24 protein-coding genes and 4 pseudogenes are annotated in these 26229 nt (G+C 71.9%); 18 read left to right on the forward strand and 10 right to left on the reverse strand.

The features are described 5' to 3' along the window. Positions 1-66: 66 nt before the first annotated feature. From ACFY8W_RS23920 to ACFY8W_RS23945, 6 genes are all read left to right on the forward strand, one after another. A complete protein-coding gene (locus tag ACFY8W_RS23920; protein ID WP_391108654.1) occupies positions 67-957 on the forward strand; it encodes an NAD-dependent protein deacetylase in 891 nt (296 codons plus the stop codon). Positions 958-1067: 110 nt separating this feature from the next. After that, the gene (locus ACFY8W_RS23925; RefSeq protein WP_391108657.1) at positions 1068-1610 is read left to right on the forward strand and encodes a GNAT family N-acetyltransferase; all 543 of its coding nucleotides are present in this window, start codon (positions 1068-1070) and stop codon (positions 1608-1610) included. 301 nt (positions 1611-1911) lie between these two features. After that, on the forward strand, positions 1912-2658 hold the full coding sequence (locus ACFY8W_RS23930; RefSeq protein WP_391108660.1) for a helix-turn-helix domain-containing protein: 747 nt from the start codon (positions 1912-1914) through the stop codon (positions 2656-2658). A gap of 32 nt (positions 2659-2690) precedes the next feature. Next, positions 2691-3173, forward strand: coding sequence for a DUF3291 domain-containing protein (locus ACFY8W_RS23935; protein WP_391108663.1), 483 nt, complete (start codon positions 2691-2693; stop codon positions 3171-3173). Between the two features lie 289 nt (positions 3174-3462). Continuing rightward, positions 3463-4905 carry an esterase/lipase family protein gene (locus ACFY8W_RS23940; protein ID WP_391108666.1) on the forward strand — a complete coding sequence of 481 codons (1443 nt, stop codon included), beginning with the start codon at positions 3463-3465 and terminating at the stop codon, positions 4903-4905. A 12-nt stretch (positions 4906-4917) separates the two neighbouring features. Beyond that, on the forward strand, positions 4918-5964 hold the full coding sequence (locus ACFY8W_RS23945; protein ID WP_391108669.1) for an alpha/beta fold hydrolase: 1047 nt from the start codon (positions 4918-4920) through the stop codon (positions 5962-5964). Positions 5965-6181: 217 nt separating this feature from the next. On the opposite strand, the gene ACFY8W_RS23950 is transcribed toward ACFY8W_RS23945, so the two are convergent. Beyond that, positions 6182-7312 carry a hypothetical protein gene (locus ACFY8W_RS23950; protein ID WP_391108672.1) on the reverse strand — a complete coding sequence of 377 codons (1131 nt, stop codon included), beginning with the start codon at positions 7310-7312 and terminating at the stop codon, positions 6182-6184. Between the two features lie 53 nt (positions 7313-7365). After that, positions 7366-8589: a saccharopine dehydrogenase C-terminal domain-containing protein gene (locus tag ACFY8W_RS23955; protein ID WP_391108675.1), complete on the reverse strand. Its 1224-nt coding sequence runs from the start codon at positions 8587-8589 to the stop codon at positions 7366-7368. Between the two features lie 119 nt (positions 8590-8708). On the opposite strand from ACFY8W_RS23955, the gene ACFY8W_RS23960 reads away from it, so the two are divergent. Further along, positions 8709-9419, forward strand: coding sequence for a TetR/AcrR family transcriptional regulator C-terminal domain-containing protein (locus ACFY8W_RS23960; RefSeq protein ID WP_391108678.1), 711 nt, complete (start codon positions 8709-8711; stop codon positions 9417-9419). Here the strand turns inward: ACFY8W_RS23960 and ACFY8W_RS23965 are convergent, their stop codons facing one another. Further along, positions 9420-10034, reverse strand: a complete 615-nt coding sequence (locus tag ACFY8W_RS23965; protein ID WP_391108680.1) for a TetR family transcriptional regulator — start codon at positions 10032-10034, stop codon at positions 9420-9422. Between the two features lie 89 nt (positions 10035-10123). Here ACFY8W_RS23965 and ACFY8W_RS23970 point away from each other — a divergent pair, with 89 nt between their 5' ends. Then, positions 10124-10543 carry a DUF4345 family protein gene (locus tag ACFY8W_RS23970; RefSeq protein ID WP_391108682.1) on the forward strand — a complete coding sequence of 140 codons (420 nt, stop codon included), beginning with the start codon at positions 10124-10126 and terminating at the stop codon, positions 10541-10543. A 60-nt stretch (positions 10544-10603) separates the two neighbouring features. Here ACFY8W_RS23970 and ACFY8W_RS23975 read toward each other — a convergent pair whose 3' ends face one another. Further along, positions 10604-12091: a glycoside hydrolase gene (locus tag ACFY8W_RS23975; protein ID WP_391108685.1), complete on the reverse strand. Its 1488-nt coding sequence runs from the start codon at positions 12089-12091 to the stop codon at positions 10604-10606. Positions 12092-12248: 157 nt separating this feature from the next. Next, positions 12249-12785 carry an SRPBCC family protein gene (locus ACFY8W_RS23980; protein WP_391108686.1) on the reverse strand — a complete coding sequence of 179 codons (537 nt, stop codon included), beginning with the start codon at positions 12783-12785 and terminating at the stop codon, positions 12249-12251. Positions 12786-12848: 63 nt separating this feature from the next. Between ACFY8W_RS23980 and ACFY8W_RS23985 the strand changes: the two genes are divergently transcribed. Together ACFY8W_RS23985 and ACFY8W_RS23990 are read left to right on the forward strand one after the other, a co-directional pair. Beyond that, positions 12849-13430, forward strand: coding sequence for a TetR family transcriptional regulator (locus ACFY8W_RS23985; protein WP_391108689.1), 582 nt, complete (start codon positions 12849-12851; stop codon positions 13428-13430). Between the two features lie 101 nt (positions 13431-13531). Beyond that, a pseudogene (locus tag ACFY8W_RS23990) lies at positions 13532-13591 on the forward strand (hypothetical protein); the annotation flags it as partial. Between the two features lie 301 nt (positions 13592-13892). Here ACFY8W_RS23990 and galE read toward each other — a convergent pair. The 3 genes from galE to ACFY8W_RS24005 form a co-directional block, all read right to left on the reverse strand. Further along, positions 13893-14888, reverse strand: coding sequence for a UDP-glucose 4-epimerase GalE (gene galE / locus ACFY8W_RS23995; protein WP_391108692.1), 996 nt, complete (start codon positions 14886-14888; stop codon positions 13893-13895). Positions 14889-14961: 73 nt separating this feature from the next. Beyond that, positions 14962-15642, reverse strand: a complete 681-nt coding sequence (locus tag ACFY8W_RS24000) for a DUF4097 family beta strand repeat-containing protein (protein WP_391108694.1) — start codon at positions 15640-15642, stop codon at positions 14962-14964. Positions 15643-15860: 218 nt separating this feature from the next. Next, positions 15861-16415 (reverse strand): hypothetical protein, encoded by a 555-nt coding sequence (locus tag ACFY8W_RS24005; protein ID WP_391108697.1) that lies wholly within the window; start codon positions 16413-16415, stop codon positions 15861-15863. 242 nt (positions 16416-16657) lie between these two features. On the opposite strand from ACFY8W_RS24005, the gene ACFY8W_RS24010 reads away from it, so the two are divergent. Both ACFY8W_RS24010 and ACFY8W_RS24015 read left to right on the forward strand, forming a co-directional pair. Further along, the gene (locus ACFY8W_RS24010; RefSeq protein WP_391108700.1) at positions 16658-17185 is read left to right on the forward strand and encodes a hypothetical protein; all 528 of its coding nucleotides are present in this window, start codon (positions 16658-16660) and stop codon (positions 17183-17185) included. A 201-nt stretch (positions 17186-17386) separates the two neighbouring features. Beyond that, positions 17387-17941: pseudogene (locus ACFY8W_RS24015) on the forward strand (GNAT family N-acetyltransferase). A 16-nt stretch (positions 17942-17957) separates the two neighbouring features. On the opposite strand, the gene ACFY8W_RS24020 reads toward ACFY8W_RS24015, so the two are convergent. Beyond that, on the reverse strand, positions 17958-18407 hold the full coding sequence (locus ACFY8W_RS24020; RefSeq protein WP_391108702.1) for a DUF3592 domain-containing protein: 450 nt from the start codon (positions 18405-18407) through the stop codon (positions 17958-17960). Between the two features lie 88 nt (positions 18408-18495). On the opposite strand from ACFY8W_RS24020, the gene ACFY8W_RS24025 reads away from it, so the two are divergent. The 4 genes and pseudogenes from ACFY8W_RS24025 to ACFY8W_RS24040 all read left to right on the forward strand — a co-directional run bounded on the left by ACFY8W_RS24025 (position 18496) and on the right by ACFY8W_RS24040 (position 22469). Beyond that, positions 18496-19329 carry a hypothetical protein gene (locus ACFY8W_RS24025; RefSeq protein ID WP_391108705.1) on the forward strand — a complete coding sequence of 278 codons (834 nt, stop codon included), beginning with the start codon at positions 18496-18498 and terminating at the stop codon, positions 19327-19329. 123 nt (positions 19330-19452) lie between these two features. Then, positions 19453-20158 (forward strand): annotated as a pseudogene (locus ACFY8W_RS24030) (hypothetical protein). A gap of 102 nt (positions 20159-20260) precedes the next feature. Next, a pseudogene (locus ACFY8W_RS24035) lies at positions 20261-21001 on the forward strand (class I SAM-dependent methyltransferase). 232 nt (positions 21002-21233) lie between these two features. Next, the gene (locus ACFY8W_RS24040; protein WP_391108707.1) at positions 21234-22469 is read left to right on the forward strand and encodes a serine hydrolase; all 1236 of its coding nucleotides are present in this window, start codon (positions 21234-21236) and stop codon (positions 22467-22469) included. A gap of 60 nt (positions 22470-22529) precedes the next feature. On the opposite strand, the gene ACFY8W_RS24045 is transcribed toward ACFY8W_RS24040, so the two are convergent. Beyond that, positions 22530-23225 carry an ATP-dependent Clp protease proteolytic subunit gene (locus ACFY8W_RS24045; RefSeq protein WP_391108710.1) on the reverse strand — a complete coding sequence of 232 codons (696 nt, stop codon included), beginning with the start codon at positions 23223-23225 and terminating at the stop codon, positions 22530-22532. Positions 23226-23492: 267 nt separating this feature from the next. On the opposite strand from ACFY8W_RS24045, the gene ACFY8W_RS24050 reads away from it, so the two are divergent. Then, complete coding sequence (locus ACFY8W_RS24050; protein ID WP_391108712.1) at positions 23493-24521, forward strand: substrate-binding domain-containing protein; 1029 nt, start codon at positions 23493-23495, stop codon at positions 24519-24521. A 211-nt stretch (positions 24522-24732) separates the two neighbouring features. Further along, positions 24733-26046: a glycosyltransferase 87 family protein gene (locus tag ACFY8W_RS24055; protein WP_391108714.1), complete on the forward strand. Its 1314-nt coding sequence runs from the start codon at positions 24733-24735 to the stop codon at positions 26044-26046. The last annotated feature ends 183 nt before the right edge of the window (positions 26047-26229 follow it).

Here is a 26229-nt window from a genome sequence, read left to right on the forward strand (position 1 = left end):
ACGGCTCGGCGGGCGCGGTCGGTCCGGGAGGCCTCGGTCTCACGGACCGTCTCGTACCCTGGCGGCATGCGCACGCGCCCTACGTTGAGCTGGACCCCGGCGGAAGACCTGCCGCCGGGCACCACGGATCTGCAGCCCGTCGCCGACGCCCTGCGCGCCGGTGGTGTGGTGGTGCTCAGCGGGGCCGGCATCTCGACGGAGTCGGGCATCCCCGATTACCGGGGTGAAGGCGGAAGCCTGAGCCGGCACACCCCGATGACCTACCAGGACTTCACCGGCAGCGTGCACGCTCGGCGCCGGTACTGGGCGCGCAGCCACCTCGGCTGGCGCACGTTCGGCCGTGCTCGCCCCAACGCGGGGCACCGGGCCGTGGCGGCGTTCGCGCGGCACGGCCTGCTGTCGGGCGTGATCACCCAGAACGTCGACGGTCTTCACCAGGCGGCCGGCAGTGAGGACGTGGTGGAACTGCACGGCAGCCTCAGCCGCGTCGTCTGTCTCTCGTGCCAGGCCCTGAGCTCACGCAGGGAACTGGCTCAGCGGCTGGAGGAGGCGAATCCCGGCTTCGAGCCGGTCGCGGCCGGAATCAATCCGGACGGCGACGCGGATCTCACCGACGAGCAGGTCGGAGACTTCCGCGTCGTGCCGTGCACGGTGTGCGGCGGCGTCCTGAAACCGGACGTGGTGTTCTTCGGCGAGAACGTTCCGGCGCCGCGCGTCGAGCACTGCCGCAGGCTGGTCCGGGAGGCGTCTTCCCTGCTGGTTCTCGGCTCGTCACTGACGGTGATGTCCGGCCTCCGGTTCGTGCGTCAGGCGGCCGAGGCCGGAAAGTCGGTGTTGATCGTCAACCAGGATCCGACCCGGGGTGACCGTCAGGCCCTCACGCGCGTCGCACTCCCCCTGGGCGCGGCCCTGACCACCGTGGCCGCCCGGCTGACCATCTCTCTCGACGGCGACTGAGGGCGGGCCGGAGGCCCCGACCCCGCAGCGCCGGTCGAGACGGCCGCTCCGGTCGGGACGGCGGCGATATTGGTTTGCCGCCGAACGACCCGGTCGGATAAGAAACTTGCATGTTGAAAGGCAGCAAGGTCGGGCTCAGGGCCCGCCACGAGGACGACATACCGATCCTGCGGACCGAGCTCTACGACGACGTGGTCAACGCATCCCGCGCCGAAGCCGGGCCGTGGCGACCGATCACGCCCGGCTCGAAGGACCCGCGGCTCGTGGTGGACGAGACCGCGCAGGGGAGCGTCTCCTTCTCCGTGATCGAGTTGGACGGCGGCACGCTGGTCGGCTCCGCGAACCTGTGGGGCATCGACACCCACAGCCGGTGCGCACACATCGGCCTCGGCCTGCTGCCGTCCGCACGCGGCAAGGGTTACGGCACCGACGTGGTCGCGACGCTGTGCCACTACGGGTTCGTCGTGCGCGGGCTGCACCGGCTGCAGATCGAGACGCTGTCCGACAACACCGCGATGCTGCGCTCCGCCGAGCGCAACGGCTTCGTCCGGGAGGGCGTCCTGCGCTCCTCGGCCTGGGTGATGGGTGAGTTCCTGGACGAGGTGCTGCTCGGGCTGCTCGCACAGGAGTGGAAGCCCGACGCGAGGGGCTAGCCACTCGCCCGGCGACTCTCGGCCCCGTACGGATCACGGACCCGTACCGGTCTTGGCCCCATACCAATCACGGCCCTGTACCACTCACTGCCCCGCACCGATCACGCCCCTCTACCGATCACGGCCCCGTACCGACCGGCGGCGAGGCGGCGCCTCCCGCCGGGTACCACGCGGCAGGTGAGCGGTTCCCGGCTCGAGGTCTGAGGACGGGAGCGGGCGCCGGGTTCCGGACCCTTGGGAGCTTCCGCTGCCCGGCCGCCCAGCTTCTATTTCGTATACGCGTTGTTCCTAGAATGGCCAGATGGAGGACATCGACGCGATCGCGGCCTTGCAGGATCCAGTGCGACGCCGCCTGTACGAATACGTGGTCGCCCAGGGCCGTGAGGTCGGGCGCAACGAGGCCGCCGAGGCGGCCGCGGTGACGCGCACGCTCGCCGCGCACCATCTGGACAAGCTGACCGAAGCCGGGTTGCTGGAGAGCGGCAGCCGACGCCTGACGGGGCGCACCGGGCCGGGTGCCGGGCGGCCCGCCAAGGTGTACACGCGGGCCGCGGGTGAGCGTTCGGTGTCGCTGCCCGCCCGCGACTACCGCACGGCCGCCGAGCTGCTCGCCGAGGCTGCCGAGCAGGCCGGGCTGGACGCCGGGCTCTGCGTGGCGGCGCGCCGGCGGGGTGAGGCCCTGCGGGGTTCGGCTGCGCCCTGCGGCGGCCTTGACGAGGCCCTGGAGATCCTGACCGCCCGCGGCTACGAGCCGTACCTGGAGGAAGCCTCCGAGGGTGGCGATCACGACGACATCGAAAGCCTGACGGGTGCGACCGGGCCGGCTGGGGCGAGCGGGCCGGCAACGGGCGCGGTCGCGCCTGTCGTCCGTATGCGGAACTGTCCTTTCCACGCCGTCGCCGAACGCTTCCCCCCGCTCGTCTGCGGCATGAACCTCGCCCTCCTCGAAGGGCTGCTCGGCACGGACGGTTCCGTCCGGGCACGCATGGACGCCCGGCCGGGGGAATGCTGCGTGGTGGTCGAGACATCTAAAAGCAATGAACGTTGACATAGAAAAGCGCTCCGTGCTGGGATGAGGCCATGACCCCCTCCGAGCCTGCCGCCCATCTCGCCCAACTCAACGTCGCCACGCTCCTTCACCCGCTCGACGACCCGCGCGTGGCGCCGTTCGTCGAGATGCTCGACCCGGTCAACGCCGCCGCCGACAGCGCACCCGGTTTCGTCTGGCGTCTCGTCGAGGACGGGGCGGCCGACGCCACCGGTCTGCGCCCGGCGGGCGAGAACGTCATCGTCAACCTGTCGGTGTGGGAGAACCAGGAAGCCCTCTGGGACTTCGCCTACCGCAGCGGTCATCTGGACGTGATGCGCCGACGCCGCGACTGGTTCGAACGGCACGTCGAGGCGCACCTGGTGCTCTGGTGGGTCCCCGCCGGGCACCTCCCGACGGTCGGTGAGGCCCTGGAGCGGCTGGCGGACCTGCGGACGCACGGGCCGTCCCCGCGCGCGTTCACCTTCGCCTCCTCCTACACCGCCGCCGAGGCCGCAGGGCACCTGCCGGCCTGACGGGGCGGAAGCGCGGACCCCAGAGCGAGGGCCAGGGGCGAGGACGGGAACGGAAGGTGGAGAACGAGGCGGACGCCGAGGCGGGCCCCACCCCATAGGCCGCTCGCCACCACGCCGTCATCTCACCCCAGGCCTCTTCCGCGCCATCACACTCCATACCCGCGCCACGCTTTGTGTGGCTCCCCCACATGCCCTGGCGTCCGTCCGCCCACCTAGCGTGAGTGCACCCGATGGCCGGACGGACGTCGGACAGCCGCGCCGTGTGCGCATGAGCGGGGAGGGGCCGGGCATGGCCGACAGACGGGGTCCGGGGCGCCGGTGGCGGCTGCGGGCCGCCCGAGTCCTGGCGGCGGTCGGGGTCCTCGCCGCGGCCGTCGTGGCGTCGCCCGCCGCCGCGAGCGGCACGGCCCCAGACACGACCACTGCCACGACCACGACCACGACCACAGACTTAGACACAGACACGACCCCTGCCACAGACACGACCCCTGCCACAGACACGACCCCTGCCACTGCCACGACCACGGCCACAGGTGTTGCCGCGGCCGCGCCGCCCTCGTACCTCACGCTCGAGGCGAGCTACGGCGCCGGAACCGTCACGAACGGCTGGGAGAGCGTCGAGCGGTATCGCGACACGACCACCGGATTCCGCACCGAGGGCTATCCGCCGGACGGCCGCGGCGATCAGGACGGCAAGCGCCTGACGTACTTCGGCGGCGTGGCCCGGCCCTCCTCGGACCGGTTCCTGCTCTACTCGGCCCCCGGCTGGAACTCCGGCAGCCGCACCACGCCCGTCCTCCTCGTGCACGGCGCGAACGACACCGCGGACCGCGCCTGGGCCAATCCCGGTGAGGCGGGCGGCTACGGCTGCGGTGCCGCCTCCTGCCCCTCGACCGGGCTGATGCAGTACCTCGCCGGGCGCGGTCACCGGGTCTTCGCCGTCGGGTTCGCGCACAAGCAGGGCGACAACCTCATGCAGGCGCAGGTCGTCGGTGACGCGATCGCCGTCATCAAGGCGAAGCTGGGCGTCGCCAAGGTGGACCTGGTCGGCTGGAGCAAGGGCCAGATGTCGACCCGCGCGTACGTGTCGTCCTTGAAGCCGAGCTGGGGTCGGGCGTACGCCGGTGACGTACGCCGGCTGGTCACCCTCGGCGGCCCGAACGGGGGCTACGACTACCCGTACGCCCATGGCTGGGCGCACGACTTCTCGATCTGGCCGGAGTGCGGAGGCAAGGTCAACGCCCCTTCCCCGCACTCCCACATGACCTGCTACGGCACGTACACCGCGCATCCGGAGTTCTCGATGACGCCGTCCGGCGGCCACGACAACTACCCGGGTCAGCGCCAGATGCTGGCGCGCTGGGACGGGGTGTACGGGGTCGACGGCGCCGCCCAGGACTGGTACACGACGTACTACGGCGGTCAGGGCTTCTACACCGCCGGCGGCGGCATCCAGGCGGCCGTGGACGCCGGTTCGCTCATCGGCCCGCTGCACAGCGCCGGAGTGCCGGCCTCCGTCACCACCTACCTCCTGGCCGGCGGATCCGCCGACGTCCTCGGCATCTTCAACGAGAACCGCGGACCCAGCGACGGCGTCGTCTTCGTCTCCAGCGCGCTGGACAGCACGGGCATCCCGACGGTGGGCGGGAAGGTCACCATCGCGGGCGCCAACCACCTCGAGCTGGGCTGGCACGGCTCGGCCGCCGCCCAGGTCGCCACCTGGCTCTCCTGAAGGACCTCGAGAATGAGCACGGGACCCGACATGACCACACTCCGCACCCGCCGCGTCGCCACCGCCAGACTGACGCAGCAGATCACCGAGGCGAGAGACGCGGGCGAGCCCGTCGTCTTCGTCCACGGCAACGTCTCCTCCTCCGCGTTCTGGCACACCACCATGACGGCGCTCCCCGACCGCTACCGCCCCGTCGCCGTCGACCTGCGCGGATTCGGCGGCACCGATCCGCTGCCCGTCGACGCCACGAGGGGCCTGCGGGACTACGCCGACGACCTCACCGCGCTGCTCGACGCCCTCGACGTCGGCCCGGTGCACCTGGTCGGCTGGTCCATGGGTGGCGGCGTGGTCATGCAGTACCTGCGCGACCACCCGGCCGCCGTACGTTCCCTGACGCTGCTCAACCCGGTGTCCCCGTACGGATTCGGCGGTACGCACGGGGTGGACGGCGTCCTCAACTCCGCGGACGGGGCCGGGTCGGGCGGCGGGACGGCCAATCCGGAGTTCGTACGGCTGCTCGCCGAGGGCGACCGCGGTGAGGACTCGCCGCTCTCACCGCGCTCCGTCCTCACGACCTGTTACGTCAGGCCTCCGCTGCGCCCCGCGCACGAGGACGCGTACGTCGAGTCGATGCTCACCACGCGCACCGGCGACGACCACTATCCCGGCGACAGCACGGCGTCCGACGCCTGGCCGGGGATCGCGCCCGGCACCCGCGGCGTGCTCAACTGCCTCGCCCCGACCCACTTCCGCGTCGCGGACCTGCACCTGGTCGATCCCAAGCCGCCGGTGCTGTGGGTGCGGGGCGAGGACGACGTCATCGTCTCGGACACCTCGATGTTCGACCTGGCGCACCTGGGCTCGATCGGCGCCGTACCGGGATGGGACGGCACTCCGGCGCAGCCGATGGTGGCGCAGACGCGGCACGTCCTGGACCGTTACGCGGCGGCGGGCGGCAAGGTGCGCGAAGTCGCCGTGGCCGGCGCCGGACACTCGGTCCACGTCGAACGCCCCGAGGAGTTCGGCGCGGCGCTGCTCGAGGTCCTGCATTCCGCTTGACCCGCGGCCGCCTGACACGCGGCCGCGACGGCCGCGGGCCGCCTCACCACGTCACCGACTCACCATGTCACCACCTCACCGCCCGACCACCTCACCGCCCGACCGCCGGCCATCCGACCGCGCGATGACGTGCCGATCTGACGGCCTGACGGCCATCCGCGCTCCCACGTCCGGCCGGTCGTGCGTGCGGTCGTGCGTGCGGGTGGCCGGGCGGGCGTCAGAGAGACATGGTCGCCGTGCCCTTGGGGTGCGCCTGCGGCTTCGCCCCCTTGGCGGCGAGGCCGCGCGCGTGGTCGAAGGCGGCGACCGGGTCGCCGGACTCGTTCCACGGGTGGGCGCCGCACCAGCGTCCGATCAGGCGGAACTGCTCGAGCGCCGCGTCATGGCTGCGCGCCTCGAGGAGGTAGTGTGCGAGCAGGTGCCGCAGCCGCGGCAGGGCCTCGTTGTCGGGCGCCACGTGTCCCAGGGACCAGGCCACGCGCTCCAGTAGCTCACGGGACTTGCGTGCCCGCGCGCCGCCGGTGCCGCCGCGGCCGTCCAGTTCCCGCAAGGCGTGCAGGTACATTCCGGCCAGTGGGCTTCCGGCGGGGGCGCGTTCGACGGCCAGCCGGGCGAAGTCCAGCATCAGCCGGTCGGAGCCGTGCCACTTGCCGCACCAGTACTGCAGGGCCTGCCAGTGGCCGGAGTAGTGGAACGGAGCGCGGGTGGTCAGCCCCGCCCACAGGGCGCGGAACTGGTTGTGGGAGTAGGACAGCGCCCGCGCCGCGGTGATCATGACGACCCAGGGGCCGGGGTTGCGGGGGTCGATGCGCGAGGCGTCGACGGCGGCGGTCATCGACTGCGGCAGCATCGCCTGGAACTGCTTCATCCGCTCGTCGGAAACCTTGTGGGCGTACTCGGCGCCGCGGATCTCCCAGGCCCGGTGCAGGAGCACGCTCGCGTGGAGCGTCGCGGCGTCGCCGTTGTCCGGCTGCTCGGCCCGCCAGGCCTCCAGCCAGTCGTCGTTCTCGCACGCGATCTGCTGGAGCACTTCGGTGCGGGACCAGCGCTCGTCCCAGTCGTCACCGGCGGCCGCGACGTACGAGGCCGCCGGGCGCCAGTCGCCGCTCCACGCGGAGTCGGCGACGGCCTGCATCTCCTTGAGACGGTGGAGCGGCTGCGCGGGTCCGGCGCGTCCGGCGTCCAGGACCTCGCGCGGGAGCAGTCCGTAGGCGGCGGGGACGAAGGAGTCGCGGACCCATGTGTCGACGGCGGGTCGAGCGGATCTTCGGGAGCGGGCGCGGATGCGGTACGTGCCGATCACCACGGCTATCAGGCCGATGATCAGGGCGGATACGAGAATAGACACGCCCGGGATCATCACCCATGCCCGCCCCGCGATCAACAGGGATCCGTGGCTGCTCAGCGCTCCTCGCGCAGGCCCCAGGGGGATCCGTACGCGGTGAGAAGGTCCAGGAACGGCCGGGGAGGCAGTGCTTCGGGGCCGAGGACGCCGCTGCCCTTCCACGTACCGGCGGCCATCAGCTCCAGGGCGATCACGGGGTTGACGGCCGTCTGCCAGACCACGGCCTGGGAACCGTACTCGCGCATCGACCACTCGTTGTCGACGACGTGGTACAGGTACACCTCGCGCGGGGCGCCGTCCTTCGTTCCCTTGACCCAGGTGCCCGCGCAGGTCTTGCCCGTCATCCGGTCGCCGAGCGTGGCCGGGTCGGGCAGGCACGCGGCGACGACGTCGCGGGGGGAGACGCGCACGGGGCCGTCGGCGCCGGGCACCGTGATCTCGGCCGTGGAGTCGAGTCCCAGTTCGTGGAGGGTCTTCAGCTTGGCGATGAAGTCGTCGCCGAGGCCGTACTTGAACGTCACCCGGCGTGCGTCGACCCAGCGCGGCATCAGCAGCACCTCCTCGTGCTCGACGTTCACGCACTCCACCGGGCCGATGCCCTCCGGGAAGTCGAAGACCTCCGGCTCGCTGAACGGGGCCGTGGTGAACCACCCGCGCTCCTTCTCGTACACCACGGGCGGGTTGAGGCACTCCTCGATCGTGGTCCAGATGCTGAAGGAGGGCGCGAAGTCGTGGCCCTCGACGCTGAGGTTCGCGCCGTCGCGGACGCCGAGCTCCTCGATGTCGTCGAAGAGTTCGTCCGCCGCGTACCGGGCGAAGACGTCCGAGAGGCCGGGTTCGACGCCCATCCCGACCAGGGCGAGGCGGCCGGCGTCCGCCCAGGCCGCGGCGAGGGCGAACTGCTCGTCGCCGAGCTTCACGCCGCACTGCTCGTACGGCGCGGTCGCGTGCGGCACGGACAGCGACATCGCCATGTCCAGGTAGTGCGCGCCGGCGGCGAGCGCCGCCTGGAAGAGGGGCATCACGAACCGCGGATCGGTCGCGTTCAGGAGCACGTCGCAGCGCTGCTCGACGAGGACGCGGCGTACGGCGGCCTCGTCGGAGGCGTCGAGTCGGCGGGCGCTGAAGCGGTCGTCCTGCGGTCCGAGCGCGGCGACGGCCGTCTCCGCGCGGGCCAGGTCGTAGTCGGCGACGACCATGTGGGTCAGGAAGTCACGGCGGGCAGCGATCCGGGTGACGGCGGTTCCGACGCCGCCCGCACCCACGAGAAGTACGCGCATGTCACACACCCTTCTGTCGAGGCGGTCCGGGCGGGCGCCCGGGCACGTCCCGATGCAACACGAGGCCGGTTGTTAAGGTCTACGGCGTTGGCGTAAGGACGGCCGGTGCGAGGGGCACGATGGCGAAGAAGGTGGTTCCGGAGGCGGAGCGGCGCAGGCGGCGGCCGACCCGGCAGGGCACGGTGCTGTCGGAGGAGCTGATCGTGCGGACGGCGCTGCGGATGCTGCGCGAGCACGGGAGTGCCGGGCTGACCGCCCGCCGGCTGGGCGCCGCCCTCGGCGCGGATCCGAGCACCCTGTACCGGTACTTCGCCGGCCTGGACGACCTGACCCGGGCCATCGGCGAGGAGCTGATGGGCCGGGCCCTGGACGGCTGGACCGCCACCGGGAAGTGGCGGGCCGACCTGCGTGCGCTGGGTCTGGCCATCCACGCCTCCTATCTCGCCCACCCGCAGGCCGCCGTGCTGACCGCGAGCCGGGTCACCGGGCGGCCGCGGGAGATCGCGGTGGACGAGACGATCCTCGGCATCCTGCGCGGTGCGGGCTTCGGCGACGCCGAGGCGGTCGGCGTCTACCACGCCTTCATCGACCTGGCGCTGGCCTTCGCCGCCCTGGACGCGGGCGCGCTGGCCATCAAGGACGAGGCCCGGGAGGCGGACGAGGACATGTGGACCTCGACGTACGCGCGGCTCCCCGCCGAGACCCATCCGCACATCGCCGCCACGGCGCACCTGCTGGCGCACCGGATGAACCTCAGCGCCTATCCGGTCGTGCTCGACACGCTCCTCAACGGGGCGGAGGCGCGGCTGGCCGAGACGGCGGCAGGGTGATCACGGGAGGGGCGGCCAGTCGGGGGCGGGGTCCTCGGGGAGCAGCGGCCGGAGGGCGCCGAGGACCGCGCCGACGCAGATGTCGCGCAACTGGGTGCGGGTGCAGGTCTCGGTGGTGAGCCAGTCGACGCAGAGGACCTGGACGAAGACCAGCCAGCTCTTCAGGACGCCGGACACGGCCTCGCGGGCGCTGTCGTCCGCGAGCGGGAGCACGGCCAGGAGCCGGGCGCGGAGTGCGTCCAGCTCGTTCGTCATGATCGTCTGGATCACGGGGTCGCCGGCGAGAACCCTGTTCGCGGCGAGGACGGCGTTGCGGTTCGCCACGAAGTAGTCGAGGTGGACGTCCATGCCCTGGATGAGCTGTTCCACCAGGGAGTCGGCGGGGTCGATCCGCGTGTCGGCGAGCAGCTGGTCCGCCGCCTGTTGGTAGACGGCCGCGAAGAGGGCGTGCTTGCTGGGGAAGTGACGGTAGAGCAGGGCCCTGGAGACACCGGCCTGTTCCGCGACGTCCTCCATCAGCACGTCGGCGTAGGGGTGTGCGGCGAAGAGCCGTGCACCGACGGCGAGGAGCTGGGCGCGGCGGTCGGCGGGAGTGAGTCGCTGGCGGGGAGGCACGGACGAAGCTTAGTTGACATGAGTCCACTAGAGCGCCCAAGGTAGTAGACGCGTGTCTACTAAGCTTCGCCGACCGGCTTGGAGGGATCATGGCCAGCGCTCTGCGCGCACTCACACAGCTGATGGGCTGGGCCTGCGTGGCGATCGGGCTGTTCCACGTGGCACTCGGCAACGCGGCGCTCCCCGGCGCCGGTTCCGCCGGGGCGACGGTCGACAGCTGGGGCCGTTTCATGGGGGCCGCCTTCGCCGGCTACGGACTGGCCTGGCTCTGGACCGCGCGGCAGCGCCCGGTCCCCGCCCGGGCGGTGCGGTGGCTGGCGGGCGTCTTCCTGCTGGGCGGCGTGGGCCGACTGGTCTCGCTGGCCGTACACGGCTGGCCGCAGTGGTTCCAGATCGCCCTGACGGTGATCGAACTCGTGCTGCCGCCGGTCTTCTTCTGGCTGTCCGACGCGGAGGAGCGGAGCCTGGGCCTGCGCGGCGACGTGGACACCGTGCCCGCCGGGCGGTGAAAGGCCGTCCTGCCCTCGCGGCCGGCGGACGGGCCGCGCGGGCAGGACGGGCTCTACCCGCTACAGGTGGACGTCCGAGACCTCGAAGGTCTGCACGGTGCGGGCGTTGAAGTAGGACCAGAACCGGTTGCCTCGTACGAAGGTGTCCGTGTGGTGCTGGTAGCGCTCGCCGCCGGCGTCCGTACCAGTGGCCCAACGGTCGACGACGGCGCCGTCCTGACCGGGCGTGGTGAACCTGGACAGGTCGAAGTCGAGCCACTGCCCTTCGCCGTGGTTCACGGCGACGATGACGAGTTTGCGACCGACGCTGTCGTAGGCCGCGACGGCGTCGGGATGGCCGGCGTCGATGATCCTCATGCCGGGGCGGATGTGGCGCATGTACTGGGCCAGGACGAAGTACTTCGGGTTGACGGCGCCGATCACCCCGTTGGTGAGGGTGATCGCCCCGTAGTTCTCCCAGTCGAGGATCTGCCAGATGACCCACGCCGTGGGGTGGAGCCAGCGCAGGTCGAAATTGAGGTTCCGGGCGAGGAACAGGCCGCTGGTGTCCCCGTCGCCGTACTCGGACATCCAGATGTTCTTGCCGTCCGCCGCCACGGCGGAGTACAGCGCGGCGCGGTCACCGTCGAATTCATAGCCGTGGACGTTCACCCGCCCCACAGCGGCGCGGGTGGCGGCGTCGAAGTCGGAGTTGTTCTTCCAGTGGTACACGGCGCTGCCGACGCCCCAGTCGTCGAGGCCCGCCACCATCATCCACTGCAGCCCTCGGGCGTCCAGCTGGGTGCGGGTCTGCCGGATGATCTCGGCCAGCTGGCGCCGGTCGTAGTGACAGCCCTCCTGTCCGCCGATGAAGCCCGCCGGATATCCGCCCCAGCTGGCCCCCGGCTCGTTGACCGGCTGGACGGAGGTGAAGTCGATGCCCCAGTGGTCGTGTGCGTACCGCGCCACCGTCGCCAGGTACGCCGCGTGGCGGCCGAAGTTCCCGTCCTGCAGGTTGCACGTCAGCGGGTCCGCCGCCCCGCGCGGATCGTCGTTCTTCAGCATCCACCACATCGGCGAATTGCTGAAGAGCTCGAACTTGTCGGCGCCCCGGTCCCTGGCCAGCCACATCATGTCGCGCTGGTTCGCGTCGGCGTACCAGTTCCAGCTCGCCGACTGCGGGTCGGCCGAGTACCAGTCGAGCTGGTAGCCCTCGATCTGCTTGAACCCGTCCAGCGTCGGCGAGGGCTTCATCGTCCTGCCGCCGATGCTGTTCGTCCCCGAGCCACCGGCGTTGTAGCGGACCACGTTCATTCCCAGGCCGGGCAGCGACTGCCCGCGGAACTGGACGGTCTTCCGGCTGAACAGCACGTCGGCCAGATCCTCCCGGGGACCCAGCTGATTGGCCCACCAGGCCAACGACGTGCCCCAGCCCTCCCAAGTCCCCCAGTCGGCCGCCGGATTCACGGTGGTGGTGAAGTCCGCCCGGGCGGTCGGGGCGGCGGCCACGGCGGCCACCGCCCCGACCGGTAGACCCACCAGACCACGCAGGACCGTACGACGTTCCATCAGACCCCCCAAACTTCCCGCGCCCGGATCTCGATGCGCGCGAACTGCATAGTGCACTACCAAGATCACCGTGGCGACACCCTCCGGGGCCTGTGCCGCTGATCCGGAGTGGTGCCGGTCGCGGAGCGGGGCATGCCAAGGCCCCGAACCCCGTCCGCTACCGGACGCCGCCACGTCGGGCGGCTCGCACCGCCTCCCGGCGCATCGCGGCGTCGGCCAAGGCGCGGAGCAGGCGCACGTACGGCGACCAGCGGGCCGGGCGTCGCACCGTACCGGTGCAGGCGAGTTCGGCGCGGTCGAGGCCGTCCTCCAGGCAGGCGTCGTGCAGCGGGCGCCAGGCCAGGGGCCAGGTCAGTCGAGCCAGACCCCTGGGCGCCATCGTGAGGGTGTGGTGCAGCCGCGTGCGGTCCGGGCCGACGGGGAGCACGGCCAGTTCGTGGAAGCCGTGGAAGCCGCGGGGCCCGGTGAACTCGAAGCGGATCCAGCGTCCGGGCGCGTACCCGGCCACGGTGTAGCGCACCGGGCCGTGGCCGCCCACCGCGCCCGGGCCCAGGGCGCGGTCGAACGCCATCGGCGACCAGGCCGCGCCGGGCCACAGCCGGTCGCCCTCCCCGCTCGCCAGGGTGTCGATGAGCGCGCCCACCTCGGATTCCTTCGCGGGCAGCAGGCGCTCGTGCACGTTGTGGACGCCCATGCGTCCTCCCCTCCACAGTATTGGAGACCCGTCTCCAATTAATTGGAGAGTACTCTCTGATTCATGGCGAGACCACCCCGGTTCGACACGGACCAGCTCCTCGACGCCGCCGTCCGACTCGCGGCCTCCGGCGGACCCGCCGCCGTGACCATGTCGGCCGTCGCCCAGGCCGTCGGCGCGCCCAGCGGCTCCGTGTACCACCGCTTCGCCGGGCGCACGGCGCTGCTCGCCGAGGTGTGGCTGCGCACGGTGGAGCGTTTCCAGGAGGGCTACTTCGCCGTCCTGACCGCTGAGCCCGACCCCCGGCGGGCGGCCCGCGCGGCCTCCCGGCACGTGGTGGCCTGGTGCCGCGAGAACCCGGACGAGGCGGCCCTCCTCCTCTACGGGGCGGCCGACTTCGGCCGCGCCGACTGGTTCGAGGAGCACGCCCGGCGCGCGGACTCCGGCAACGAACGGGTGTTCGCCGCCCTGGCCGGCCTCGCGGAAGCGCTGGGCGCGCAGGACGAACAGGCCCGGGACCGCATCACCCTGGCGCTCGTCGACCTTCCGCTGACGGTGGTCCGCCGCCACCTCCGCGCGGGTACCCCGCTGCCACCGCACGCCGAAGACCTCACCGAGCACTGCACGGCGGCACTCCTGGGCTAGGTCCTGTCGTCGAACTCCCGCCTGCCGCGCGACGACGGGAGTTCGACGACAGGACCCAGGAACCGTTGTTGCCGCAGGGCATCAAGCCAGGTCGTCCGCCGGTGTGGACACGACGGCAGTTGGCAGACGGCATACGGGGGCGCACCCGGACCGGCGCCCCCTGGCGTGACGTTCCGGCGCGGTACGGGCCGTGGGATCGGGTCCATGAGCCGTTCCGGGCCGACACGGCATGCGGCTCCCGGGGCAACCGGGGGCTCACCTGCGTCGACGCGGGATCCAGGCGACCATCCCGGTCCCTGCGGACCGGACCCGCAACCGGAAGAACCGGGGCTCACGCGGCAGCGCAGCGCGTGCCCGCGAGGGCGGAGCAGCTCTCAGCCCGGCGAGCCGCCGGCCGGTGTCCGTCTCGGGGTGGGCCGGTTCCGCGGGACGAGGGCGCCGCTGGGCGGGGCGCTGCGGACGTCAGTCCCGGAGCATGTCGTCGCGCACCGGGATCCAGTCCAGGGAGGACCGGATGCCCTCCTCCAGGGAGAACTGCGGTGCCCAGCCGAGGAGCCGCTCGGCGCGGTCGCTGTCGGTGTAGGCGCCGGCCACGTCGCCGGGGCGCGGCTCGGTGTCGACGGTGGCCAACGGCGTCTCGACGACCCGGTTGAAGGCCGCGCACAGTTCCCGCACGGTGGTGCCCGAGCCCGTGCCGAGGTTGATCGCCGTCGACGGCGTCGCCTCGGTCAGGAGGGCGTCGAAGCGGCGGATCGCCGCCACGTGGGCCCGGGCCAGGTCCCACACGTGCACGTAGTCCCGGATTCCGCTGCCGTCCCGGGTGGGGTAGTCGGTGCCGGTGACCGGGAAGGCCACGCCCTCCTGGTGACAGGAGATCATCTTGCCGAGCGCGTGGCTCGGCCGCTTCAGCTGCAGCCCCGTACGCATCTTCAGGTCGGCGCCGATCGGGTTGAAGTAGCGCAGCGACAGGACGCGCATCTGTCCGGCCGCGGCGATGTCCGCGAACATGCCCTCGCAGTGGGCCTTGGTCCTGGCGTACGGGCTCTGCGGCCCCAGCGGGGCGTCCTCGTCGACGGCAGAGCCGTCCTCGGCCTGGTAGATGGAGGCCGAGGAGCTGAAGACGAGGCGGTCGCAGCCGTTCCGCCGGAGGTGCCGGAGGAAGTCGAGGCTCTTGCCCACGTTGGCCTCGTAGTAGCCGATCGGGTTCGCGGCGGAGTCCGGCACGACGATCAGTGCCGCGCAGTGCACCACCGCGGTGATGTCGGGATGTTCGGAGAAGACGCGGTCGATCAGCGCCCCGTCGGAGATGTCGCCCTCGTAGAAGGCCCGGCCGTCCGTGAACTCCCTTCGACCGGTGACGAGGCTGTCGAGGACGACCGGGCTGATCCCCTCGTCCAGGCAGGCCGAGGCGACGGTGCTTCCGATGTAGCCGGCTCCACCGGCGATGAGGACCTTCACGTTCTTCCGGAGCCTTCCTCGAGGTGTGGGACGACGAAGGCGCAAGGCTAACGAAGCTCTTGTCAGTTCCTGGTCAGAGGCTGCGGGCGGTGATGTCGCCGTAGGAGGTGGTGGCGCGGACGGCGAGGGGTGCGGCGGTGCCTTCGGTGTTGTTGAGGCTGTTGTGGATGCGGCCGTAGGAGGTGCCGGCGTCGAGGGTGGCGGAGGTTCCGGCGACGGCGCCGATGGTGATGTCGCCCTTCTGGGTGCTGAGGGTGACGGTGCCGCGCTCGGCTTCGGCGATGTGGATGTCGCCGCGCATGGTGCTGAGTTCGGCCGGGCCGTTGAGGCGGCCGATGGTGATGTCGCCGTCCTGGAGGGTGGTGTGGAGGCTGGCGGCCTCGTCGAGCTTGACGGGGCCCTGGGCGGCGGTGACGGTGACGTCGCCGAGGCGTCCGACGCCGCGGAAGTCGGCGGCGGCGCCGTTGGCCTGGACGCGGGAGCCGGTGGGGAGCTGGACGGTGATCTCGACGGATCCGGAGGGGCCGAAGAGCTGGTTCCCGGCCTCGGGGGCGGTGATGGTCAGGACGCCGTCGGCGTAGCTGATGCGGGTGTCCTCGGCGGCCTTGACGTCGCGGCTCTTGGCCGGGTTGGCGGGCAGGACCTCGACGACGGCGTCGGTGCGGTCGGCGGCGATGACGCGGATGTGGCCGGCGGGGATGTCGAGGAGGGCGGAGAGGGTGGAGGTGGTGGCCTGGGTGGCGAACTTCTGCATGGCGGGTTCCTTGTTCTCGTCGTTGTTCCCGTTGTCGCTGTCGGTGTTTCCGACATGGGAAAAGCTACGTTGCCTTCACCCATCCGGCAACGTCCTTGTTGCGCAACAAGCGAGAAATAGCAGGTGACAGCAAGAAAATCGTTGCAACGAAATCGCGGAGAATGCAACGTGAGCCTCGATACCGTTGCAATGGATTGCAGGTGAACGCTATGCGGGGACTACAGACCCCCGCGCCGCCGGTCCTGGTCCACGCCGGTGAGCGCATCGGTGATCAGGCGGCTCGCGAAGTCGCGGTCGTCGGTGATCCGGTTGATGTGCTCCGCGAGCAGGAACGCCGTCGCCTCCAGGGGGTTCATCTCCTCGCTGGTCCAGTCCCCGAACTGCTTGCGCCACAGGCTCGGGCTCAGGCCCGTGCCCGCCGCCACGACCAGGCCCGCCATCGTGGGGATGACCTCGGGCCGGACGCTCTTGGGCATGTTCCGCATCGCGGCCACGAGGCTGGGCACCACGTACTCGATGACGTCCTTGCCGTGGTCCTCGTGCGCCAGCCGCAGCCACTTCATGAACATGAAGATGAGCGTGCACGCGCCGTCGAGGAGGTCGTGGACCTCCTTCGGCCCTAACGAGGCGACGAACTGGTCGATCAGCTGCTGCTGTTCGGGGTCGACGCCGGTCCTGCCGTCGTAGACGGCCTTGAGCCGGGAGTCGATCACCATGAGCGCCGCACCCACATCGCCGGCGGGAGCGTGCCGGGGGTCGCAGGGCGATGACACAGGAGGCCTCCTCACTGACCGCGACACACTGCGCGGCATGGCCGTACCGTAGGGCACCGATCGGACGAGAATCTGGCAAATCCTGACATCGGATCTTCTGCTGGGAGCACTCTCCGGACCGAAGAGGCCACGCGGGCCCCCGATCGGGAACTCTTCTGCGCCTTGGCGCGTTCCGGGACGTGACCTGATCGTTTGATGTGTGACTCGACGGCGCAGCCGTCGTCGGGGGAATCGAGCAACGCATGGCCATGGTGGGCCTGTTCTGGATCGCCGAGGGCGACATTTACGTGGGGGCGAAGCCGTCCGGCATGGCGCCCGGAGTACGGCTGACGGCCGACGGTGTGCTGGCGCTCGGCGACGGGCAGGACGGGCTCTACCTGTGGGAGGACGTCAACGCCCTTACGGTGTCGGACGTGCCCGTGAAGACCCTCATGCGGCAGGTCGGCGCGTTCACGGAAGCGGCACTCGACACGGTGATGAACCTCGCCGCACCCGTGGGTCCGACCCTGACGGGCGAGGCGCCGCCGCTGATGACCTTGTCCGTCGGATCGAGCGACGGCGAGCACGCCCTGAAGGCGTACGTGGCGGCGGCCGTCGGCTACTCGTCCACCGAGGTCGAGCTCTCCCGCACCCTCCTGTCGCGCCTCACGGAGGGCGCGGCCACCATGGCCACCACGCTCGCGGCGATGTCGGAGTGGGGCCGCAGCTGGGAGGGCGGTTCGCCCCGCGTGTCGCAGCGCGAGGCGCTGCTTCGGGAGTGGCTGGCCTAAGTCTCGCCCGGCGGGCGGTCGCGGGCCGGACCGGGGCGTGGGCCAGGGCAGGATGGGGGCGAGAGCCGGGGCCGGACCGGGGCGTGGGCCAGGGCAGGACCGGGGCGTGAGCCGGGGCCGGACCGGGGCGTGGGCCAGGGCAGGACCGGGGCGTGGGCCAGGGCCGGACCGAGGTGGGAGCCGAGCAATGCGCTGACGACGATGTTCGCGATCCGACTGGGTGACGACGCCGAACTGCGGCCGCTGGAGCCGTGGCGCGTGGAGGAGTTCCTGGCCCCCATGGACTGGGGCCGCGAGTTCATCGGCCGGTACATCGCACCGGCGGATGCCAACAAGGACCTCGACGCGGCCCGCGTCTTCCTGCGCGCCTACGCCGACAAGGCCGTATCCGACACCGGCCGGATCTACGGCATCTGGGCCGACGGCACCCTCGTCGGCCTGTCCGTTCCGCGCCATGGACGTCTCCCTCGGCACCGCGGAGGCCGGCTGCTGGCTGGAGCCCGCCGCCGTCGGCAAGGGCCTGGTCTCCCGCGCCGCCCGGGTGATCGGCGACTGGGCGGTCGAGGAGCGCGGCATCCACCGCGTCGAATGGCTCGTCGCCGCTGGCAACAAGGCCGGCGTCGGCGTGGCCCGGCGCCTCGGCATGACGAAGGACGGCGCGCTCCGGGAGAGCTACCCGTACCGCGGCAGGCGCTACGACATCGAGATCTGGTCACTCCTCGCCCCCAGTGGCGGGCGGCCCGCGCGGCCGGCTGACGCGGCGGGGACGGCGTCAGGGAAGGAACTGGATGCCCGTGAACGCCAGCGCGCCGGCCAGGAAGGAGCAGAGGGAGAAGATCCGCATCCTGCGCACGGTGCGGGCGCGGGACCTCAGCTCCTTGCGGACGTTCGCCATCGTCCCCATGACCACGAGCTTCGTGTCGCTCGGGTGATGGACCAGAGGGTACGGGTCGCCGAGCACGAACCCGGGGCCGGCGATCTCGTACCTGCTGTGCGTGGCGCGCTCGCCGTCCCCGGTCCTGAACTCGTAGAGGGTGTTCACGGAGCCGGGAGTGCTCGTCGGCACCAGGCTCACCAGCTCCGCCTGCGTCTCGACGCCGGAGTCGGCCAGCTCCCGCATCTGCTTCCGCTCCGCGCTCAGCACTCTGGTGAGCACCAGGCCGAAGACGCAGGCCACCGGCCCGGCGATTGCGAACAGCGAGAGCACGACGATGACCACCATGGGGACGAACCGTACGGCACCACGAAACCCTTCCGGAACCCCCACACCCTCTTCACCAGGCGGGACGGCGGCCCGTACGATCACGCGCATGTCGATCACCTCGCCCCTGCCCGTGCTCCACGGTGACCAGGACACCGAACTCCGCGGCGACGGCGAGGCGCTGACGCTGCGCCGCCCCGACGAGGAGCTGCGGATCCCCTTCGCGGCGATCGCCCGGGTCCGGGCCGAGAAGCGCCGGGTCGCCGTCGAGCTGACCGCGCCGGCCGGGGCCGCGCCGACCGAGTACCGGGTCGAGGACGTGAGCGCGGCCGCCGCCGTGATCTTCGCGGACGCGGTGAACGCCGCGCTGCCCGCCCGCGCCGCAGGCGACGAGGCCGTCGACGGCGCCACGCTCGTCGTCACCCGCAGCCTCAGGGTCGCCGTCGACGAGACCGAACTGCCGGACGACGACGCGACGCCGGCCGCGTACATCCGCGGGGGGTTCGGCGCCGCGGCTTTGGTCGCGCTCCTCGCCGCGCTCGTGTGGCCCGTCGGCGAGGACCCCAGCCGCGCCATCGCCACCCTGCTGGTCGGGATGCCCGGCGTGGCCATCGCGACCTACGCCGCCCCGGGCATCCCCATGGTGTGGCGGCGGTGGTACCTGCCCCGCCACGGTGTCACCGTGGCGGGGCGGCACGTCTACCGGCACGGCACCACCACCAACGCGTACGTGGCCACCGACGGCGTGACCCGCTACGTCCGGGGCAGCAACGGGGGCCGTTCCATCCAGGTCGCCTACGATCCGCGCAACCCGGAGCGGGCGGTCGTCCGCCGGCCGGAGTGGGTGAGGGACGAGGTGCGCCCCCTCACATTCTTCCTGGTCGTCGCGGCGCTCTTCCTCGGCGGCGCCTGCCTCCTGGCCCTGCCCGCCTTCCAGGGCTGACGCGCCGGGCACGGCCCGAGGCGTCCCTGACGACGTGGTACCCGGCGGCCCGGGGCCGGCCGTGACATGACGACGGCCGCGCGGGTTGAGTGGATTGTGACGCCCTTCTCCGCCCGCGCGGTCATGTCCCACCCTGCCTTCTGTGGCCTTGACCGGGCGCATCTCGGCGATCTGATCGAGGAATTGGCCGGTCCGAGGACGGCGCGGTGCGAAGCCGCGCTCCGGGAACGACGCGGGCGCGATCGTCAGCGGGCGGCTGGTGCCGGACCCGATCACCAGCTGGTCTTCGTGACCGGGTGCTGGTCACCCTGGTCTATCTGCGGCTGCCGCACGCGGCGCGGGCCAAGCTGTCTGGGATGACCCGGCCCACCGTCACCCGCGCGATCCACGAGATCCGTCCGCTGCCGGCTCGGCGTGGCTTCGCCGTCCCCCAGCAGCCCGGCGTGCGGCTGCGCACCTTGGCCTCGTCTTCGCCTACGCCGAGGCCGAGGGGGTCGGCCTGCGCGTTGACGGCACCGAGGTGCAAGTCCGCCGTCCCCGCGCCGGACGAGCAGGCCGCAAGGCGTTCGTGTCCGGCAAGAAGAAGCAGAACACCGAGCATGCCTGGTGTGAGCGGCGCCGAAGCCAGTCCTCCAGGCGGATCTGCGTGGAGCATGTCATCGGCGAAGAGAAGAAGTGGCGTCCGCTGCAGCGGTACATCGGACGGCGCGAGTACTACCCTGAGACGCACGCCGCCATCGTCGGCTTGGTCTCCGACCGCGCCGCCCGCAGACCGGCCCGGCGCCGCACGAGCACCGAACTGGTGCCTTACCAGCGCACGGCCGGTTGATCACCACCAGCCAATCCGCCGGGCCAGCACGCCCCGACCTCAATCGCGTACCAAGTCGTAATCGTGTTGACGGCCCCCGGCAGGCGGTGCTGGAGTCGGCACGTGGACAGCATCCCCGCCAACCGGCGGCTCTGGAACCGGATCAGCAGCGCCTACCAGCACGAGCACGACCCGCAAATCGGCGCCGCACCCCGGCTGTGGGGCATGTACTCCATCCCCGACTCGCACCTGCACGCCCTGGGCGACGTCACCGGCAAACGCGTCCTCGAACTCGGCTGCGGCGCCGGCCAGTGGTCCAGGGCGCTCGCCGCCGAGGGCGCCACCGTGGTCGGGCTCGACCTGTCCGAAGCCCAACTCGCCGCAGCGGCCCGAGCGATGGGAACGGCCCGCTACCCGCTCGTGCAAGGCGCCGCCGAACGACTCCCCTTCGCCGCCGACAGCTTCGACCTGGTGTTCTGCGACTTCGGCGGTCTCAGCTAGGCGCCCCCGCACCTGGCCGTCCCGCAGGCCGCACGCGTCCTGCGCCGAGGCGGACGCCTGGTGTTCAACGTCGCCAGCCCGTGGTTCGAAGCCTGCTACGACGAAGCCGCCGCTCGCGTGACCACGACGCTGCAACAGGACTACTTCGGGCTGGACACCATCGCCGAAGGCGACAGCGCGACCAGCTATCAGCTCACCTACGGCGACTGGGTCAGGGTCCTGCGCGGCGCGGGTCTCGTCATCGACGACCTCATCGAGCCGCGGCCCGAGCCCGGAACACCCAACGGCTACAACGAGACCGACCCACCCGACTGGGCACACCGCTGGCCGGCGGAACTGCTCTGGGTCACCCACAAACCGTGAGTTCCGCCGTGCCTCGCAGACCCAGCAGACCTCCAGGCCTCACAGACTTCCAGGCCTCACAGGCCCGGCAGACCTTGTAGGCCTTGCACCTTACAGACCTGGCGGACCTTGCAGACCCGGCAGACCTTGCACCTTGCAGATCTGGCAGACCTCGCGGTCCTGACGAGTGATGTTCGCGCGGGTCGAGGGCCGTAGGCCGGGGCGGGAAACGCTCGCGGTCGATACTCCGGCCATGAGACCCGCTCGCATCACGTCACGCCTTGCCGCGGTCACCGCCGCCACCGCGCTCCTCGCCCTCGCTGCCCTCGGCGCCCCTGCCACCGCCGAGGTCGGCGCGTCCGGCGACGGGAGGCACGACCGGCCCTGCGTCGGTTCGCGGCTGCCCGAACACGGACCGGCCCGCGACATCCTGCGGACCGCCGAGCGGGCCAAGAAGGACATGGGCCTCAAGTCCGTGATCCTGCGGGTCACCGTGGACGGGCGCGAGGTCGTCACCACCGCGCTCGGCGAGTCGATGACGGGTGTTCCGGCGGAGCCCGCCATGCACTTCCGGAACGGCAACATCGCCATCAGCTACATGGGTACGGCGCTGCTGCGGCTTGTCGACCAGGGCAAGGTCGGTCTCGACGACCCCGTCGCACGCTGGCTGCCCGGCCTCCCGCACGGCGAGCGGATCACCTTGCGCATGCTGGGCGCCTCCACCACCGGTCTCGTCGACTACGTCCGCCTGCCCGCGTTCCAGAACGCCATCTCCGCCGACCCGTTCCGCCAGTGGACGGCCAAGGAGCTGGTGAAGCTCTCGACCGACAAGCAGCGGTGGTACGAGCCAGGCACCAACTGGAGCTACTCGCACGCCAACTTCGTCCTCCTCGGCGCCGCCCTGGAGAAGATCACCGGAACCCGTCTCGACGTCCTGCTGCGGCGGGAGGTCCTGCGGCCGCTCGGGCTGCGCGAGACGCGCAACAGCTTCACGCCCGAGATCCCCGAGCCCGTCCTGCACGCCTTCACCGCCGACCGCGGGACCTACGAGGAGTCCACCTTCTGGAACCCCTCGTGGACCACCGCCCCCGGAGCCGTGGAGACCACCGACATCTGCGACCTGGAGCGCTCGGCCGTCGGCATCGGCTCGGGCGAGCTGCTCTCCCCCGCCTCCTACCAGGAGCTGCTGAACCCGGGCACGGTGGGCCTGGGCCGGCCCACCGCCACGTGTCCGGCGACGGTGTGCATCGCGAACACCAAGGCCACGCACTACGGCATGGGCCTGCTCGTCCTCGGCGACTGGATCGCCCAGCACCCCCTCTTCTTCGGCTACTCCGCCTCCCAGGCGTACCTCCCGGCCGAGCGGCTGGCCATCGCCGTCTCGACGACGAACGGCCCCGGCGCGCAGGACAGCCACTCAGCTCACCTCATCGCCCAGCGCATCGCCGCCGCACTCGCCCCGAACCACCCCATCCCCGACTTCGGCTGACCGCGGCACGACGCGGGCCGTCGCACGGCGAGGGCGCCGCGCGACGCATGCCCCCCCCGCTCAGGGCTCGTGCGGCGCCGCGTCCAGGACGCGGTCGATGAGGCCGTACGCCAGGGCCTCCTCGGGAGTGAGCCAGCGGTCGTCGGCGAAGTCCCGTACCACCTGGCCGACCTCGCGGTGGGTGAAGTCCGCGATCAGCTCGGCGACACGGTCCCTGCTGTGGCGCAGTTCCTCGTGCCGGCCGGCCTCGGCCGTGCCGGTCGGGGCCTGCGCGAAGCTCGGCAGGTGCAGCATCATCCGGGCGTTGGGGAGGGCGTAGCGCTTGCCGGGCGTACCGGCGGAGACGAGGAACTGGGCCATGGAGGCGCAGTAGCCGAGGCCGATGGTGACGACGTCGTTTCCGATGTGCCGCATGACGTCGTAGATCGCCATGCCGGCGGGTACGGACCCGCCCGGCGAGCTGATGTAGAGCGTGACCGGGCGGTCGGTCTCGGCGGCGAGGAGCAGGAGTGCGGCGGTGACGCGTTCGGCGGTCCGGTCGGTGATCGGCTCGGCGATGTGGAGGATCCCGTGACGCAGCAGCCGGTCGAGCACGGGATCCGACGCGGGGTCGGCGCTCCCGCCGGTGCCGGTGCCGGCGCCTGCGCCGGTGCCCGCGCCATTGCCCGCTCCAGTGCCGATGCCTGCGCCGGTGCCCACGCCGGGGTCCACGTCCGTGCCGCGGTCGGCGCTCGAGTCCTCGGAGGCGGAGGTCATACGGGTCTTCCTCCTGCGTATGGTCCGGCGACGAGGTGGGCAGCCGAGCGGCCGGCGACCGGGCGTGGCGTCGTACGCATGCAGCCGTTCCCGTCGTGGCGCCGTCCGTCACAGTCTGCAACCGATCGGAGTACGCGCCGGGCGCATGCCCGTTGCGGCTCTGGGAGCGCTCTCAGCATGCCGCTCGCAGCGTCTATCCTGATCGGCGTCGGACCGGCGGTGCGGCGTCGGCCGCGGAGCAGAACAGGGGAACACGGAGTGCCTGGCTTGCCCGAGCAGACCACGGGGTCGTCCCGCCCCACGCTGGAAGCCGTCGCGGCGCGTGCCGGCGTGTCGCGGGCGACGGTCTCGCGGGTCGTCAACGGCGGCGCGGGGGTGCGGCAGGCGCTGGTGGACAAGGTGCGCGACGCGGTCGAGGAGCTGGGTTACGTCCCGAACCACGCGGCCCGTTCGCTCGTGACGCGGCGTCATGGCGCGGTCGCCGTGATCATCGCTGAGCCGGAGTTCCGGATCTTCTCCGACCCGTTCTTCGAGCAGCAGGTACGGGGCATCAGCCGGGAGCTGACCGCCCATGACGCGCAGCTGGTGCTGCTCTGGGTGGAGGGGCCGGGCGACCACGGGCGGATCGCGCGCTATCTGGACGGCGGCCATGTGGACGGGGCGCTGGCCTTCTCGCTGCACAGCGACGACCGGCTGCCCGCGCTGATCGCGCGGAGCAGGGTCCCGGCGGTGTTCGGCGGCCGCCCGGCGGTGGGCTCGAACCCGGCCGTGCCGTACGTCGACTGCGACAACCGGGGCGGGGCGCGGGAGGCGGTACGGCACCTGGTGGACCTGGGGCGCCACGCGATCGCGCACCTGGCGGGGCCGCGCGACCAGACCTCCGCGCTCGACCGGATCGCCGGCTATCACGACGTGCTGGTCGACGCCGATCCCGAGCTGCTGTGTCAGGGCGATTTCACCCGGGAGAGCGGGGCGCGCGCGATGGCCGGACTGCTCGACCGGCGGCCGGACGTCGACGCCGTCTTCGCCGCGAACGATCTGATGGCCGCGGGTGCGCTGCAGGTCCTGCGGCAGCGCGGGATCCGGGTGCCGGAGGACATCGCGGTCGTCGGCTTCGACGACATGGACTCGGTGGTCCGTGACACCGATCCGGCGCTGACCACGGTGCGGCAGGACATCGAGGGCATGGGCCGGCTCATGGTCAGGCTGCTGATGCGGGTGCTCGACGGGGCGGCCGACGCGGCGTCGGCGTCCGTGATCACCTCGACGAGTCTGGTCCGGCGCGCGTCCGCCTGAGGCCGGCCCGAGTGCCTGGGCTCCGGTTGGCGCGGACGGGGCCACCTGGGTCCCTCCGCGCGTCGGTCCGAGGGCCGGCCCGAGTGCCTGCGCTGCGGTTGGCGCGGACGGGGCCACCTGGGTCCCACGGCACCCGCCTCACGGGGGACGGGACGGCGGACGCGCGGTTCGCTGACCGGCACGGCTGCCGGTCCGGTCTACATTCCGGGCCATGACGCAGCAGAATGTCGTCCCCGGCCGCAGCGCCGCCGCGCGGGTCCTCGTCCGGGCGGCCCACCACGTGGACGCCGTGCGGTCGCCGCGCAGCCCGGCCTTCGCGCTCGTGCCGGTCTGGGTCCTGACCCGGCTCGGCATGCTGTACCTGCTGGTGCAGGACGGCATCGGCGTCAGGAACGTCAACGACGAGGTGGAGTTCCTCTACCCGCGCTGGGCGATGCAACTGGCGGACGGCTCCTTCCCGGTCGACGACGTCACGTGGCAGTACCCGCCGGGCGCGGGCCTGCTGTTCCTGTCCCCCGAGGCCCTGCCGTTCCTGGACTACTTCGCGGCCTTCCTCGTCCTCACCTTCGTCGCGGACGCGCTGGTCGCGCTGGCGCTGGCCCGCCCGGGCCGGCGGCCCGCGGGGGCCTGGCTGTGGACGGCCGGTCTGCCGCTGCTGCTGAACGTGCCGCACGGCCGGTTCGACATCCAGGTGACGGCCCTCGCCGTCCTCGCGCTGCTGAGCAGCCGGCGCAACCCGCGCCTGGGCGGGGCGCTCGCCGCGCTCGGGGCCCTGGTCAAGGTGTGGCCGCTGCTGACGCTGCTGGGCCTGGAACGCGGCCGGAGCGGCAGGGACGCCTGGCGGTCCGCGGCCGTGACAGCGGCGGCGCTGCTCGCCGTCCTCGCCCTCGCCTTCCGGCACACCTTCGACTTCCTCCAGCAGCAGGGCGCCCGCGGTGTGCAGATCGAGTCCCTGGGCGGCACGGTGCTGGCGCTGATGCGGGCGTCGGGAGCGCCGATCGGCGTCGAGGCCCGGTACGGCGCCCTGGAGTTCGCCGGCCCCCACGTGGGGACCGTGGCCCAGCTGTCGCTGCTCCTGACGGCCGCCGCGTTCGGCTGGCTGATGTTCTGGCGGGGCCGGGCGTCGCGGTGGACGGAGGCGACGCCGTTCGACGCGGCCCTCGCGGCGGTGCTGCTGTTCACCGTCACGAGCAGGGTGATCAGCCCGCAGTACATGGTCTGGCTGCTCGGACTCGCGGCGGTCTGCCTGACCTCCCGGTTCACCACCCAGCGCCCGGTGGCGTGGGTGCTGCTGGCCGCGACGGCCGTGACGGCGCTCGCCTTCCCGGTCCACTACCTGGAGGTCATGCAGGGGACGGCCCTGGGCAACACGCTGATGGTCGTCCGGAACAGCCTGCTCCTCACGGCGGCCCTCCTCTCCTGCCACCGCCTGTGGCGCGAGACGACGTCCCCGGCGCTCCCGACGTGCCCGGGCCCCGAGGCAGCCCAGGCGGCTCCGGCAGGCACGGACGCCGGCCGGGGTTAGACCGCTTCTTCGGGATCAGGGCCGGACAGGACGCGGACGCGGCCGAGATCCGGAAGAGACGTCCTGGTTCCCGTCTCCGGCCGATCAGCCACAGCATCGTCACCGTGCCCTCGTTCGCCTCCTGGCTCCGGCCGTGACGCGGCGGAGAACGGGGTGGTCATCCGCGTGCGGCCCTGACACGAT

The organism is Streptomyces sp. NPDC012637, from assembly GCF_042954805.1.
In the GTDB taxonomy this organism is placed as follows: Bacteria; Actinomycetota; Actinomycetes; order Streptomycetales; family Streptomycetaceae; genus Streptomyces.